This window comes from Kaistella haifensis DSM 19056 (assembly GCF_000735695.2).
GTDB lineage: Bacteria > Bacteroidota > Bacteroidia > Flavobacteriales > Weeksellaceae > Kaistella > Kaistella haifensis.
The window spans coordinates 86,050-99,525 of record NZ_JASZ02000011.1 but is presented as its reverse complement, the minus strand read 5'-3'; the positions used below and the strand labels follow the sequence as shown (position 1 = coordinate 99,525).

Annotated in this window: 15 protein-coding genes and 1 tRNA gene; 4 read left to right on the top strand and 12 right to left on the bottom strand. The window is 37.1% G+C overall.

Translation table 11 applies throughout. The annotated features are described in order from the left end of the window. Positions 1-50: 50 nt before the first annotated feature. Positions 51-569: a gamma carbonic anhydrase family protein gene (locus tag AP75_RS06815; RefSeq protein ID WP_031501401.1), complete on the bottom strand. Its 519-nt coding sequence runs from the start codon at positions 567-569 to the stop codon at positions 51-53. A 152-nt stretch (positions 570-721) separates the two neighbouring features. Between AP75_RS06815 and AP75_RS06810 the strand changes: the two genes are divergently transcribed. The 3 genes from AP75_RS06810 to hemH all read left to right on the top strand — a co-directional run bounded on the left by AP75_RS06810 (position 722) and on the right by hemH (position 3,231). After that, positions 722-1,600 carry a NifU family protein gene (locus tag AP75_RS06810; protein WP_055042446.1) on the top strand — a complete coding sequence of 293 codons (879 nt, stop codon included), beginning with the start codon at positions 722-724 and terminating at the stop codon, positions 1,598-1,600. A gap of 111 nt (positions 1,601-1,711) precedes the next feature. Further along, positions 1,712-2,119 carry a GxxExxY protein gene (locus AP75_RS06805; protein WP_031501400.1) on the top strand — a complete coding sequence of 136 codons (408 nt, stop codon included), beginning with the start codon at positions 1,712-1,714 and terminating at the stop codon, positions 2,117-2,119. Between the two features lie 83 nt (positions 2,120-2,202). Continuing rightward, positions 2,203-3,231, top strand: a complete 1,029-nt coding sequence (gene hemH, locus AP75_RS06800) for a ferrochelatase (protein ID WP_031501399.1) — start codon at positions 2,203-2,205, stop codon at positions 3,229-3,231. Position 3,232: 1 nt separating this feature from the next. Here the strand turns inward: hemH and AP75_RS06795 are convergent, their stop codons facing one another. Beyond that, positions 3,233-4,444, bottom strand: coding sequence for a type IX secretion system plug protein (locus AP75_RS06795; RefSeq protein ID WP_031501398.1), 1,212 nt, complete (start codon positions 4,442-4,444; stop codon positions 3,233-3,235). A 94-nt stretch (positions 4,445-4,538) separates the two neighbouring features. Here AP75_RS06795 and AP75_RS06790 point away from each other — a divergent pair, with 94 nt between their 5' ends. Then, positions 4,539-5,177, top strand: coding sequence for an MBL fold metallo-hydrolase (locus tag AP75_RS06790; RefSeq protein WP_088263959.1), 639 nt, complete (start codon positions 4,539-4,541; stop codon positions 5,175-5,177). 43 nt (positions 5,178-5,220) lie between these two features. Here AP75_RS06790 and AP75_RS06785 read toward each other — a convergent pair whose 3' ends face one another. The 10 genes from AP75_RS06785 to AP75_RS06740 form a co-directional block, all read right to left on the bottom strand. Further along, entirely contained in the window at positions 5,221-5,778 is a 558-nt protein-coding gene (locus AP75_RS06785; protein ID WP_031501396.1) for a thioredoxin family protein, read from the bottom strand. A 1-nt stretch (position 5,779) separates the two neighbouring features. Further along, the gene (gene miaA, locus AP75_RS06780; protein ID WP_031501395.1) at positions 5,780-6,697 is read right to left on the bottom strand and encodes a tRNA (adenosine(37)-N6)-dimethylallyltransferase MiaA; all 918 of its coding nucleotides are present in this window, start codon (positions 6,695-6,697) and stop codon (positions 5,780-5,782) included. A 115-nt stretch (positions 6,698-6,812) separates the two neighbouring features. Continuing rightward, positions 6,813-7,151 (bottom strand): DUF1232 domain-containing protein, encoded by a 339-nt coding sequence (locus AP75_RS06775; protein WP_031501394.1) that lies wholly within the window; start codon positions 7,149-7,151, stop codon positions 6,813-6,815. Positions 7,152-7,225: 74 nt separating this feature from the next. Beyond that, positions 7,226-7,777 carry a TlpA family protein disulfide reductase gene (locus AP75_RS06770; protein ID WP_088263957.1) on the bottom strand — a complete coding sequence of 184 codons (552 nt, stop codon included), beginning with the start codon at positions 7,775-7,777 and terminating at the stop codon, positions 7,226-7,228. Position 7,778: 1 nt separating this feature from the next. Continuing rightward, a complete protein-coding gene (locus AP75_RS06765) occupies positions 7,779-8,339 on the bottom strand; it encodes a thioredoxin family protein (protein WP_031501393.1) in 561 nt (186 codons plus the stop codon). 41 nt (positions 8,340-8,380) lie between these two features. Beyond that, positions 8,381-9,442: a chorismate synthase gene (gene aroC / locus AP75_RS06760; protein ID WP_088263955.1), complete on the bottom strand. Its 1,062-nt coding sequence runs from the start codon at positions 9,440-9,442 to the stop codon at positions 8,381-8,383. Positions 9,443-9,502: 60 nt separating this feature from the next. Then, positions 9,503-11,137: an LIC_10190 family membrane protein gene (locus AP75_RS06755; RefSeq protein WP_088263953.1), complete on the bottom strand. Its 1,635-nt coding sequence runs from the start codon at positions 11,135-11,137 to the stop codon at positions 9,503-9,505. A 58-nt stretch (positions 11,138-11,195) separates the two neighbouring features. Continuing rightward, positions 11,196-11,783, bottom strand: coding sequence for a YMGG-like glycine zipper-containing protein (locus AP75_RS06750; protein ID WP_051872475.1), 588 nt, complete (start codon positions 11,781-11,783; stop codon positions 11,196-11,198). Between the two features lie 124 nt (positions 11,784-11,907). Continuing rightward, positions 11,908-11,981: transfer RNA gene (locus tag AP75_RS06745), tRNA-Cys, on the bottom strand. A gap of 60 nt (positions 11,982-12,041) precedes the next feature. Continuing rightward, positions 12,042-13,418, bottom strand: coding sequence for a DUF4403 family protein (locus tag AP75_RS06740; protein WP_088263951.1), 1,377 nt, complete (start codon positions 13,416-13,418; stop codon positions 12,042-12,044). Positions 13,419-13,476: the final 58 nt, after the last annotated feature.

The following is a 13,476-nucleotide window of genomic DNA, read 5'->3' as shown; positions in this document are numbered from 1 at the left end:
AGCAATTTGTTCTGAAATCTTGATTTCTAAAACGGTGTTTCGGCTAAAATTTAATCTTCTTTATACCACGATGAATATTTTACATAATTATTGGCAATTCTCTCCACTTCACCTTCCAACAACTCGGCAGATATATCTTTGATTTTCTTTGCAGGAATTCCACCCCAAACTTCCCCGGATTTGATGTGAGTCCCCTGTGTAACCACACTTCCAGCGCCAACAATCGAATTGCTTTCGACCACACATTCGTCCATCACAATGGATCCCATTCCGATCAGTACATTATCGTGCAAAGTGCAGCCATGAACAATCGCGTTGTGCCCAATGGAAACACTATTACCGATAACGAGCGGAAATTTTTCATAAGTACAATGAAGCATTGCGTTATCCTGCACATTCACCTTATTTCCCATTTTGATGAAATGTACATCGCCGCGGATCACCGCATTGTACCAAATGCTGCAGTCTTTCCCCATCGTTACATCGCCGATGATGGTTGCGGTTTCTGCTAAAAAAGTATTTTCTCCGATTTGTGGACTTTTGCCGAGAAGTTCTTTTATTAAAGCCATATTATAATCGATTTATTCATTAATATTAAGTTGAAACGTAAGTTTCGATATTTAAAAAAACAAAAATACTGATGATTGACAATGTCTAAAATCTCTTGCCCGATTTCTGATATCTTATCCGTATTTTTGCCTTTCAAATTTAAATAAATAAAATGAGACAAATATTGATAGAGCCAACCGAAAACCCAAAAGTATTGAAGTTTGTAGCCGACTACAACTTAATTCCGGGTTCATTGGAGCTTGATAGAAATTCAGATATATCGGAAATTCCTTTGGCACAGGAGCTTTTTAATTATCCTTTTGTGGAAAGAATCTTCATCACCGCTAATTTTATTGCTGTAGCAAAACAAGATACGGTGGAATGGGAATTCGTTTCAGAAAATTTAAAAAATGTTATCGAAGACGAATTGCTCGCTAATCCGAGAATTTATCTTCAGAAAAAAAGAGAGATGTACCAGATCTATGCGGAAATGACGCCGAATCCCATGGTCATGAAATTCGTTTCAAACAAATTGTTAATCGATGGTTTTGTGGAAGTGAAATCCCGCGAAGAGGCCGATGGAGTTCCATTGGCACAAGCAATTTTCAAGGAATTCGATTTTGCTAAAGAAGTTTTCATTTCCGATAATTTTGTAGCGGTAACCAAAAATGTATCCGTAGAATGGCATGAAGTAATGGTAGCGGTACGCGCTTTCGTAGCAGATTACCTTCAAAATGGTGGCGAAATTTCCAACCTGGAACCTCAGAAACACGAAAGTCCGGTAGAAAGCATCATCAACAGAGATTACACCGAAAGCGAACAGAAAATTTCGGACATCCTGAATGAATATGTTGCACCGGCTGTTGAAGGCGATGGTGGAAAAATATCCTTAATCGAATATGTTTCGGAAACCAAAACCGCTAAAATGCTTTTGCAGGGCGCATGCTCCGGATGTCCGAGTTCCACAGCGACCTTGAAAGGAGGTATTGAAAACGTATTGAAACAGTTTCTCCCGGAATTGGTAGAAAATGTGGAAGCCGTAAACGGATAAAAATGTGATCAACCACAAAAGTCACAAAAGTAGAAAGTAATTCTTTTGTTTTTATAAGGAAAAATAAGAACCTCAATTCTTTGTTTCCTTAAAAGTATTTTTTAATAAAAAATGGTTACCCAATCTTATCTTACCGACCTCACGTACCGAATAACTGGCGCTTGTATTGAAGTGCACAAGGAATTGGGGCCTGGTTTATTGGAAAAAGTATATCATGAAGCTTTAAAAGAAGAATTTAAACTAAGGAGTATCGATTTTAAATCTGAAATTCAAGTTGATGTAGTTTACAAGTGCAAAAAATTATTTTGTGATTTTCGATGTGATTTCTTAATTGAGGATCTCATTGTTTTGGAAATAAAATCAGTAAAAAGTTTCGAAGATATTCACCGGGCAAAACTTTTAAATTATATGAATATTCTAAAAGTTCCGAAAGGTGTGTTAATCAATTTTAATGTGAAAAATATATACCACGAAGGTCAGGAAACCATGGTCAATCAATATTATAAAGAATTAATGTAATTTATTTGATCTTTATGGAGAAATAAGTTGCATCTTAAATAATGCTTTTGTGACTTTTGTGGTCAAATTAAAAAATAAATATTTTGTCAAAGAAAGGAATATTACTAGTTAATCTCGGCTCGCCAAAATCTACAGACGTTAAAGACGTTAAAGATTACCTCGATGAGTTTTTAATGGATGAAAAAGTGATCGATTACCGATGGTTTTTCCGATCGCTTTTAGTGCAGGGAATCATCCTCAATACACGACCACCAAAATCTGCAGCAGCTTATAAAACGGTTTGGACTGATGAAGGATCGCCGCTGATCGTCATTACCAAAAAAATTCAACAAAAACTCCAGAAGTTGGTAGATGTCCCGGTTGAAATCGGGATGCGATACGCTGAACCAAGCATCGAAACCGGCATTCGAAAATTGACAGAACAAGGCGTTAACGAAATTGTTTTGTTCCCGCTATACCCACAATATGCGATGAGCACAACGGAAACGGTGGTTGATAAAGCCGAAGAAGTGCGCAAAAAACACTTCCCACAGGTGAAAATTAATTACGTGCAACCATTTTACAATCGCGATATCTATATTGATTGTCTCACCGAAAGCATCCGCGAGAAACTTCCTGAAAATTTCGATGCGCTGCAGTTTTCTTACCACGGCGTTCCAGAAAGACATATCTACAAAACCGATCCTACAAAAACCTGCAACCTCAACGATTGCTGCTCACGCGAAACCAATCCGAGTCATCAGTTTTGCTACAGACATCAGTGCTTCAAAACCACTGAATTGGTGATTGAAAAACTTAATATTCCCAAAGAAAAAACGGTCATTTCTTTCCAATCCAGATTGGGAAAAGACAAATGGATGGAGCCATATACCGATGAAACATTAGAAAACTTGCCTAAAAAAGGAGTGAAAAACCTTGCAATTGTTTGTCCGGCTTTCGTTTCCGATTGCCTAGAAACATTAGAAGAAATTTCGATGGAGGGTAAAGAAGAATTTCTACTCGCAGGTGGCGAAAACTTCAATTACATCCCGTGTTTGAATGATGAAGACCGCTGGATTGATGTGGTGAAAACGCTTTGTGAGGAAAAACTGAATGAATTTTACTTGGTTTAAATTACCGCACCGGAGTTCGAAATTCACCATAACCGATCAGGCCATCGTAATTTCTGCCGAATGGTTGGTAATATAAAAACGCTTGGTACAAATTCTCGGTTTGCCAGAAATTTCCGTTGATTTCCCCGAAATTTAGAAGGCCATCTTGGTTTTGTGTTGCGAGAATATAATTGTAAAATCCTTGTTTCAAATAGATTTTTGCAATGTATTTTTTTGCATTTTCATCATATACCATTTCGTTTTCTTTGCTTGGAACGAAATCGTTGAAACCACCCAAAACATGGATTTTCTTATCTGTTTTTTCAGAATCTAATGCGAAATAAACCCAGGAATAATCGGCTTCGCGATTGGCATCGCGCTCAATTCCCAAATCGCTTCGTCGGAAATAAAAAGCGCCATTGACGTCCGGTTGATATTGATAATTGAGCGGAAAAGCCCACACTGGATGCAGGTAAGTATGATTAACTCCGTCCACCGTTTCTGCTCCAGCAACCATATCGAAAGCTTGATTCATGTTTTTATTATCAAAATAATAAAACTCATTATTTCCCGGAAAAACCAAATTCATTTGCTGGAAAAGAATTCGATTTCCCAGTACTGAACTTGGTTTTTGGTTGGTGATTAGCATATTCTGGTTATTATTTTGTAAAATATTTAAACTGACAGAATTGATATTTTGCAGCAGCGAAGCGTTGTTTCCAACGACTTGTACTTCTACCCTTTGATTGATTTCCGGACGGCGAGCATCCGAAATTCTGCTAATCGCAACACCCACATTCGCTCCATCTTCCACCACCGAAAAACGCTTGGTAAATAGCTTTTTATTCTCTGAATCCAGATAAACGATTATCTCAAAATTTCCCGAAATTTTCGGCCGGATTTTATCATTCGGAAACGCCAAGGAATAATGAGTGTACGGCTGATTCGTATTGAAAGAATATTCAAATTGATCGATCAACGCATTGAGACTTCCGGAGGCATATTCGGTGAAAAAAAGTCCGTCTTCCTTCCAGTTTCGGTCGTAATGTTTCAGGGTATATCGATAAATATTGCTTCCGTTGGAAAGATCATCAAACTTTAAAATAAGCTGGTCATTAAAGCCAATCACAGGAGTTTCATCATTCGTTTGTGGATTAAACAATTGAATACTGCGGATATCTTGCCCCAAAACGGAACAAAAAATCATCAAAAAAAGAAAAGGTAAAAATTTCATCACTACGAAAATAACGAAAATAACGACGTTTTGTTGCCACTCACTGCAAATTGTTGTACAAAAGCGTATTTTTGAACTTTCAAAAACATCATTTATGCTTCATATAAAATCCTTTACCTTCAATCCTTTTTCGGAAAACACTTATGTAGTTTTTAATGAAAATAGAAACGCATACCTCATCGATCCGGGAAATTTCACCGATGCTGAAACCACTGCTTTGCAACAATTTATTGAAAACCAAGGGTTAAAAATCCAGAATATTTTGCTCACTCATGCGCACATCGACCATGTATTGGGTTTGCAGAAAATGTATGATTTGTACAAAGTTCCGGTATTATTGCACGAAATTGAAAATGAAATTCTCGACCGAAATCCGATGGATGCGAACCGTTTTGGTTTTTTCTTTAAACCATTTGAAGGTACCATTCAATTTATAAAAGAAAATGAAATCGTGAAACTAGATGAAGATTCCTTGAAAATCCTACACGTTCCAGGACATTCACCGGGAAGTGTTGCCTATTATTCGGAAGCTGAAAAGCTGATGATTTCCGGAGATGTGTTGTTCGAAGGTAGTATCGGAAGAACTGATCTTTACAAAGGAAATTATGAACAATTAATCGAAAGTGTTCAAACAAAATTATTCGTATTGGATGACAAAACCACGGTGTACAGTGGACATGGAAACCCGACAACAATTGGGTTTGAGAAAACTTACAACCCTTTCTTTAAATAAAAAAACGCATCCGAAGATGCGTTTTTTGTATGTATTCTGAAAATTATTTCCACTTAATTCCGCAACCCATGCTTGGTCTTTGCAGTTCTTCTTGTGGTTCACCTGCGAGCAGATTTTCGAAAGCGATAATTAAATCTTCGCCAGTAACTTCCTTTTGATTTCCCGGTCTGGAATCATCCATTTGTCCGCGGTAAACGAGATCCAGTTTTTCATCGAAGAAGAAGAAATCGGGGGTACAAGCTGCATCATAAGCTTTAGCAATCGCCTGGCTTTCATCAAAAAGATAAGGAAAATCAAATTTTCTTTCCACCTGAAATTCCGCCATTTTCAAAGGTGAATCTGCTGGATATTTATCGGTATCATTGGAATTGATCGCAATAAATTCTATACCTTTCTCCTGATAATCTTCGTATAATTCCGCGAGTTTATCGATGACATGCAACACAAACGGACAGTGGTTACACATAAAAATAACGAGGGTTCCCTTTTCGCCTTTCAACTCATCTAGTGTCTGCAATTCATTGGAATGCGAAGGATTTGGAAGTTCGAAAAATGGAGCTTTTGTGCCCAGTTCAAGCATATTGGAAGGAGTATTTGCCATTTTAATTAATTTTAGATTTGATGTTTAAATTACTCAACAAAGATAAGGATTCTTGCAATGAATTTTCAAAATTCACCCAATGGATGTTGGTTTCTTTGCGATACCAAGTCAGTTGTCTTTTGGCAAATCTTCGGGAATTTTTTTTGATTTCTTCCACCGCAAAATCCAAACTCCATTCTCCATCAAAATATCGGAAAAGTTCGGAATATCCGACGGTTTGCAAGGCAATATGCTTTCGAAAATCAATCAGTGAACGCGCTTCGTCAATCAATCCATTCTCCAACATAACATCCACACGCCGGTTGATTCTTTCATAAATCGTTTCGCGAGGCGCGGAAATCCCGATTCGAATGACCTCAAAATTCCGCTGATTCAACTGAACAGAAATATTTTCGGTATACGTTTTTCCGGTTTGCCAAATCACATCAATAGCCCGGAAAAGTCGTCTGGGATTATCTTTATCTACGATGTTAAAATATTCCAGATCTAGTTTTTCAAGAATTTTTTGTACACTTTCAATTCCTTCTTCGTTGAAAATTTTTTCCAACTTTCTTTGCTTTATTTCGTCTGCTTCCGGCAAATCGTTCAATCCTTGGATAACCGCTTTTTCATACATCATACTGCCTCCAACCATGATCACCACTTCATTTTTAGTGAATAACTCTTCAATTTTTGCGATCGCTTCCCTTTCGAATTGCCCGATGGAGTAGTAATCTTCCACCGAAAGATTGCCTATAAAATGATGCGTTGCCTGCGCTAATTCTTCGCTGGTCGGCATTGCGGTACCGATTTTCATCTCTCTAAAAAACTGTCGGGAATCGCAGGAAACAATTTCTGTATCGAAATATTTCGCTAATTCAATGGCGAGTTTGGTTTTGCCAATTCCGGTGGTTCCTACAATGGAGATGAGTTTTTTCATTGGTGCAAATTTCCTGATTTTTTTTGAATAAAAAGAACAGCTTGGAAATTCTAGAAAATTTAACAAGAAAAAAGTCGCCAAGTTTCCTTAGCGACTTTTAATAAATTAATCATTATTAACTGATGATTTCTGCTTCAGAAATCTGCTTACTATTCTTTAGTTCTTCTTCCCAAGCGACAAATTTTTCAGCTTCGGAAATCAACATCGGAATCGCAAGAGCCAAAAGCGCCAAATCGTCTAAAACTCCGATCACCGGAATCCAATCGGGCAAAATATCCAATGGAGAAATTAGGTAAACGAACACCAAACCGGGAAGAATCACGTTTTTGTATTCAGGTTTATAGCCACCTTTCGACATCACCGATTTCATCATACGTGCAATTACAGGGATTTTTTGAATGAAGCCTTTGTGTTTGAAAGCTTCTTTAGCAAGGGCAATTTTTGAGAGTTTCATGTTTGTGTTTGATTTTTTAAAACGCTATATATTTTTCAAATTCTATACCACAATTTCGTAATTTCTGTTAAATATTATTTCGTTACATTATCAATAAAATCGTGTACAGATTTGCTGTTCCAATCCTTCGAAGCATCTTCTTTCAGAAGAATTCTTCCGTTTTTGTCGAGTAAAAAAGTGGTTGGGAAAACTTTTGGCAACACATTATTCGAAATCGGACTTTGAGCAATGTAAACCGGAACGGTATAATTATTCTCTTTCAAGAATTTCACCACCGCAGCTTCTTCATCCTGCATTGCAATGAGCACGAAATCTACTTTATCTTTCTTAGTTTCATAGAGTTTTTGAATCGTTGGCCATTCTTCCCGACACGGAGGGCACCAAGTTCCCCAGAAATTCAGAAAAATCAGTTTATTTCCTTTAAAATTTTTCAGATTGGTACTGGCTACATTAATGCCTTTCAACTGAACATCCAAGTCCGAATCCTGCAAAGTAATTGCATTCTCAATCGCGGCAACCGGAAAAAAAAGATCCTTGAGCTTCAGTTTAACGGAAGGAAAAAGGTAAAGCACCGCAATAACCGCCGCGGCAATGATATAAAAAAAGTTTTGTCTTAAAAATTTCATCTTAAATTAAATTGATAATTTCTTCGATAGCATCTGCTCCACGGTTTTTCGCATAATATACTTGCAAATCGTTATAAAATTCTTCGCGAGGATACGTTTCCTCATTTTCTTTGAATTTTTTGAGCAATTGCGTTCCGTACTCTGGGCGAGGACCCCAAACATTCTTCACCGAAAAGTCAGAATTAAGCAGTACAATTTTAGGAATGGATTGCGTTCCATTGGTTAAAAACTGATCGATTAAAGACGGATCAGAATCTCTTAAAAAGATCTTTACCTCAATTCCGGCTGCTGCAAAAAACTGAGAAACCGCAGGAACAGTCGCACTTGCATCGCCACACCAAGGTTCCGAAATAATTAAAACTTTTCCATCGAAATTTTTCGATTTCAATTTTTCCAGCATTTCAGGATTTACCTTGAAAGTTTTCAGCGTTCGCTCCATTCTTTGCAACCCGAGTTCGTAATAATCTTTATAATGATCGCCTTCCGCAGGGTTTTCGGCCCGTTGTTTTGCTACTTGCATATACTCATCAAAGGTAATTGCATTTTCCCAATATTTTTCCATGTTCTTTTAAATAAAATAGGTTGAACTTTTTGTTTTTGAAATTAAATTCTTCGCAAACGATTAATCAAAAATAAGTCCGCTAGTACAAAAGCGGCCAGGTTTTCCACAATAGGAACTGCTCTTGGCAAAACGCAAGGATCGTGTCTTCCTTTTCCTTCAACCGTGACAGAATTTCCATCTTTATCGACACTTTCTTGAGGCCGCAAAATTGTTGCAATTGGCTTGAAAGCTACCCGAAAATACACATCCATTCCGTTGGAAATTCCCCCTTGAATTCCGCCTGAAAGATTCGTTATGGTAGAAAAATCGGAATTAAATAAATCGTTGTGATCTTTGCCGGTCATTTTTGCTCCACAAAAACCGCTTCCGTATTCAAAACCTTTTGCAGCGTTAATGTTCATCATCGCTTTCGCCAATTCTGCTTGCAATTTTCCAAAAACTGGTTCGCCAATTCCTACCGGAAGATTCTTGATCACACAAGTTATCGTTCCGCCAATCGTATTGCCTTCCTTTTTGATTTCTTTAATTCTCGCGATCATTTTTTCGGCAGTTTCGGCATCCGGACAACGAACATCGTTAGAATCGGTTTTAGAAAAATCTAGATCCTGATAAGGTTTTTCACAAAAAATTTCACCGACGGAAGAAACATATGCATTGATTTCCACATTTTCCGGGAGAAGTTGTTTCGCCAAACTTCCTGCTACTACCCAATTGACCGTTTCTCGCGCTGAAGATTTGCCGCCACCGCGAAAATCTCGGATTCCGAATTTTTGATCATAAGTAAAATCAGCATGACTCGGACGATAAGCTTGAGCAATATGGTCGTAATCTTTTGATTTTTGATTTTCGTTTTCTATGGTAAATCCGATCGGCGTTCCAGTAGTTTTTCCATCAAAAATTCCGGACAGAAACTTCACGGTATCGCTTTCTTTTCGTTGCGTTACAATAGCCGACTGACCGGGTTTTCTGCGATCAAGCTGATGCTGAACCTCATCTAAATCTACCTCCAAACCAGCAGGAAAATTATTAATAATTCCGCCGTAAGCGATTCCGTGGCTTTCGCCAAAGGTAGAAAGGGTAAGAAAATTTCCTAAATTGAACATGATACAAAGTTAATCAAAAGTTGCGAAATAGCCCATACAGAAAGGAAAAGGTTGATGTTTTCAGCGGAGATATTCGGGTGGGAAATTGCTGATTATTTTTTGAAGTTGAATTTTTTCTTCCTCACTCATTTTTCTCCAAATAAAATCTTCCTTTAAGGCCTTACCTTGCAATTGTGGGAAAATTCCTGCTTCCAAATATTTTTGAAGAAAATACGGGGAAATTGAAGGCAAAGGTGTATCAAAACTAAATGGATACTGTTGTACGACGTTGAATTTCAAATTACCGATTTGGTAGGTTTTATAATTCTCTAGTTCGAAACTTGCTGGTTTAAAAAATTGATTTTCGCTAAAGCCCGTCATAAAATATCCTAAGTTAAAACTCGGAAAAACCGTTTTTGTAAGTTTAGGGAAAGTAAGAAAAGTGCCTGTAATAAATGATAAAACAAAGAAAACCCTCAAAGAATTTTTCTTTGAAAACCACTGAAAAAAAATTACAAAAAACACGGCAAAAAATACATCGAGAAAAAAACGATATTGCGCAGAAAACAGCAGTACCGCTACGCTTTTAATCATTAACGAAAAGAAAATAATCCAAACTATTTTTGAATTTTTTCGGATCGCAAAAATCATTAAAGCCAATAAATTCAACACAAAGAACTGATGAATAATTCCTTTAATTCCCTTTAAAAAAAGCCAGTTTTTAACGAAATCAAAAGAAGAAAATTCCTGAATTTCCTGATAAGAATATTGCATGTCAAAAGTTTTGAGCAACGCCATTTCCGCGGAATTCGCTAATAGAACGGAATTCGGTTTCCAACTGATTCCAAAATCGGGAAACTGTACTGGGAAAATGGGAAATCCGAACACCCAACTGTTTTTAAAAATCATTAAAACTAAAATCAAAATTCCGGGAACAACGAAAGTAATTTTCGATTTCAAAACCATCAATGCATACAGAAAAACAGCGATGGGTAGCCAAATCATCGTCGGTTTGATAAAGAAAACAAATGTCGAAAAAGCGAAAAGAAGTATGGCATTTTTATTTGTGTTTAATATTTCATTGAGGAGCATTAGAGACAAAACAATCACCGGCAAATCTGGACTCGGAGATTGAGCGAACAGAAATAAGAATGGCAAGAAAACCAGATGAATCCATGATTTTTTTTCAAAAATATAAATCGAATAAATAATCAAAAGAACGGTATTCAGCCGAAGAAAAGGATCGGAAAAATTGGAAAAGCCGGCTTGCAAAACATGCCACGCCGACATTTGTCCCAACGTAGGATCGAGATTGGAAATTCCCTTGACCAATCCGAATTCCGAAAGCCATTTGACTGTAGGAACGTAATATCCAAAGTGATCGAGAATGAAAGGATAATACGAACCAAAGAAAATGGTGAACAATAAAATCACGAAAAATGCAGGCGGAGATTCACGCAAAAAACTCCAAAACTGAGTGTAGATTTTATAATAAAAAAATCCCATCAACCCAATAATGATGGTGATTAATTCCACTTTAAGATTAAGAGGAAAAAAGAAAGCAGTAATAGCCCAAACCAACGAAACCGCAAAAATTCCGGTAAATAACTGCCCTGCAATGCCGCTGAATAGTTCTCCTGCAATTTTCCGGAAGAGTTGTCCCCAACCCGCAAAAACGGGAAGAAGAACCACCATCGAGAAGAAAATATACAACATAAAAAAAGATTGCTTAAAAATAAGCAATCTTTTAATTATATCGTCCGGGAATTTTCCGTTACTGTACTCTTCCGTCTTTTCGATCTCCAGCTCTACCGATGGTGTAACCTGTGGCACCACCTACGATACCACCAATTACTGCACCTGCAGCACGATTCTTTTTACTAATAATCGCACCAGCGGCAGCACCACCTACAGTACCGATAATCGTTCCTTTAGCAGCTTTACTCATCCCTTGCTTCTGAGAAGTAGTTGTTCCTTGAGAAGTTCCAGCATAAGTTTCTGAATTCGAACTTGAGCTTGATGATCTCGGTGTATTATTCACATAAACCGTTTTGGTCTCTCTGATTACTTGAGGTTTTGCTGCAGCAGCCTGAGTTTTTGCATTATTTACCTCAGCAATACTATCTGCTTTTCTCTGAGTTTCATAAGCCATTTTTTCTTTTTCGATGGCTAATTTTTGTTTCTCAATCTCCAACTGTCTGGATTGAAATTCCATTTTTTGTTGCTCCAAAGATTTTTCTGCAACGGTATTATCTTTTGTACAAGCCGTAATCATCAAAACCGACGCAAAACCTGCTACAACTATATTTTTAAAACCAAAAGTAAATTTATTTTGTGCTTTTGTATTGATAATTGCTTTCATAACTTTAAATTTAATATTGAACGTACGCCAAAAACGAAACCAAAGCAGGGTTAAAGAAACGTTAAAAATAATAAATTATATCAAAAAACAAAAGCAAGCATCTGAAATTCAGAGGCTTGCTTTCTGGAGGTTCCTAGCGGATTCGAACCGCTGTAGATGGTGTTGCAGACCACTGCCTAACCACTCGGCCAAAGAACCATTTAGGTTTGCAAATATAGCATTTTTTTAAAAAGTAAAAAAACAAATTTAGAAAAACACTTACATTCCTTGAACCCGCAATTTCATTTGGGCTTCGGTATCAACTACCGCGGTGATGCCATTTGGATTAAGTAAAATTTGTGTCGGCTTGACTTTAAACACTTTACCTTCCATTTTAAGTCCTTTATAATATTCTTTATTAAAGGTTTCTTCGATGCTTTTTTTGGATGAATCTTCCAGTTCGGCGGTTGGAATTCCGTATTCTTGTTCGATCATTTTCACAATTTTACCTTGAAAAAGCAATGTGGCGGTTTTCTGAAGAATATTTTTGGTCTTCAACTTAAATTTTGTGTCTTTTAAAACAATTTTCCGAAGCACTTCATCGTAAACGGGAACTCCGGAAATGTAAGAAATTCCATTTACCGCACCTTCGGTAGTCGCTTCAATCATCACCCTTTCGTTTTCCGCAAACACTTTCACAGCATTGATTTTAATCTTGGATTTTCCCTCTCGGAAATCGAATTCTTTCCATAAAAACAGCTGTTCCGCAATTTTCGTAGCTTCTGTAAATGGAATATTGGCGGTAGTTTGCAGAAGAAATTTCTGCGGTAAAGTCTGAACAAAATTAAAATTCGCAATTGATTTAATTAAAGGTGTTGCGGCAGGTTTTTGACCGGTAAAAGTTTCCGAAAAAGCATCAATTCCGATATTTGCTTCGATTTGATTGCCATAAAAAACGAGTGGCGAAACATTCACACTCACGGGAGTGATTTTCAGCCAGGTATTGTAATCCTCCGAAACATGGAATGGTTGGGCAAATTGGTTCCACGCCATCACCGCATACTGCTGAAAATTTAGCTGAGCAACCATCATTTCGTCAATGGTTTTGCAGAAATCGGCTTGTTGTTTCTTTAAACTTTCTTCCACCAAAGAAGTAATCGGTACCTGAATTCTTCCGAAATCCAAAACCGGTTTTTTCACCCATTTGAAACCCATCGGCGAGGTTTGGGTCGTCATTTTCCAATTATTATTGAAGGTCAATTGCATATTAAAATACATCACCGTTTCGAAAGTCGTTTGCTGATAGGTATAAACCCCAAAAGTTCCGATGCCTTTTTCCACCCAAATTTTCAAAGGAACTTCAATTAAAAGATTCTGTTGAGTTCCGCCAACTAATCTGATAGCGCGGGTTTTCCAAACTTTCACTTTAAACTGATCATTGTTATTATCGGTGAAGGCTCTGTCTTCAAAAATCAAATCTTTTACCGAAGCATTGATGATATTGCCAATCTCGGAAAGCGGAATTTTCACAGGCATCGTAATCGAAGATTTTATTTTCGGAAAATAAAAATCCTGTGGGGAAGCAGTTACCGCAGTAGTTTGCGAAAATATTTTGAAACTTAAAATCAAGAATATGGCAATAAAAAATCTTTGCATTTTGGTATTTTCTATAAAACGCAAATTTCAATAAAAATTGATAGATAGTTTTAAAATA

Bases quoted from the DNA above. Each gene is read 5' to 3' on its own strand.
- AP75_RS06810 (WP_055042446.1), top strand. From the start codon at position 722: ATGAGACAAATATTGATAGAGCCAACCGAAAACCCAAAAGTATTGAAG.
- AP75_RS06790 (WP_088263959.1), top strand. From the start codon at position 4,539: ATGCTTCATATAAAATCCTTTACCTTCAATCCTTTTTCGGAAAACACT.
- AP75_RS06750 (WP_051872475.1), bottom strand. From the start codon at position 11,783: ATGAAAGCAATTATCAATACAAAAGCACAAAATAAATTTACTTTTGGT.
- AP75_RS06805 (WP_031501400.1), top strand. From the start codon at position 1,712: ATGGTTACCCAATCTTATCTTACCGACCTCACGTACCGAATAACTGGC.
- AP75_RS06770 (WP_088263957.1), bottom strand. From the start codon at position 7,777: ATGAAATTTTTAAGACAAAACTTTTTTTATATCATTGCCGCGGCGGTT.
- miaA (WP_031501395.1), bottom strand. From the start codon at position 6,697: ATGAAAAAACTCATCTCCATTGTAGGAACCACCGGAATTGGCAAAACC.
- aroC (WP_088263955.1), bottom strand. From the start codon at position 9,442: ATGTTCAATTTAGGAAATTTTCTTACCCTTTCTACCTTTGGCGAAAGC.
- AP75_RS06775 (WP_031501394.1), bottom strand. From the start codon at position 7,151: ATGAAACTCTCAAAAATTGCCCTTGCTAAAGAAGCTTTCAAACACAAA.
- AP75_RS06795 (WP_031501398.1), bottom strand. From the start codon at position 4,444: ATGAAATTTTTACCTTTTCTTTTTTTGATGATTTTTTGTTCCGTTTTG.
- AP75_RS06740 (WP_088263951.1), bottom strand. From the start codon at position 13,418: ATGCAAAGATTTTTTATTGCCATATTCTTGATTTTAAGTTTCAAAATA.
- AP75_RS06815 (WP_031501401.1), bottom strand. From the start codon at position 569: ATGGCTTTAATAAAAGAACTTCTCGGCAAAAGTCCACAAATCGGAGAA.
- AP75_RS06765 (WP_031501393.1), bottom strand. From the start codon at position 8,339: ATGGAAAAATATTGGGAAAATGCAATTACCTTTGATGAGTATATGCAA.
- AP75_RS06755 (WP_088263953.1), bottom strand. From the start codon at position 11,137: ATGTTGTATATTTTCTTCTCGATGGTGGTTCTTCTTCCCGTTTTTGCG.
- AP75_RS06785 (WP_031501396.1), bottom strand. From the start codon at position 5,778: ATGGCAAATACTCCTTCCAATATGCTTGAACTGGGCACAAAAGCTCCA.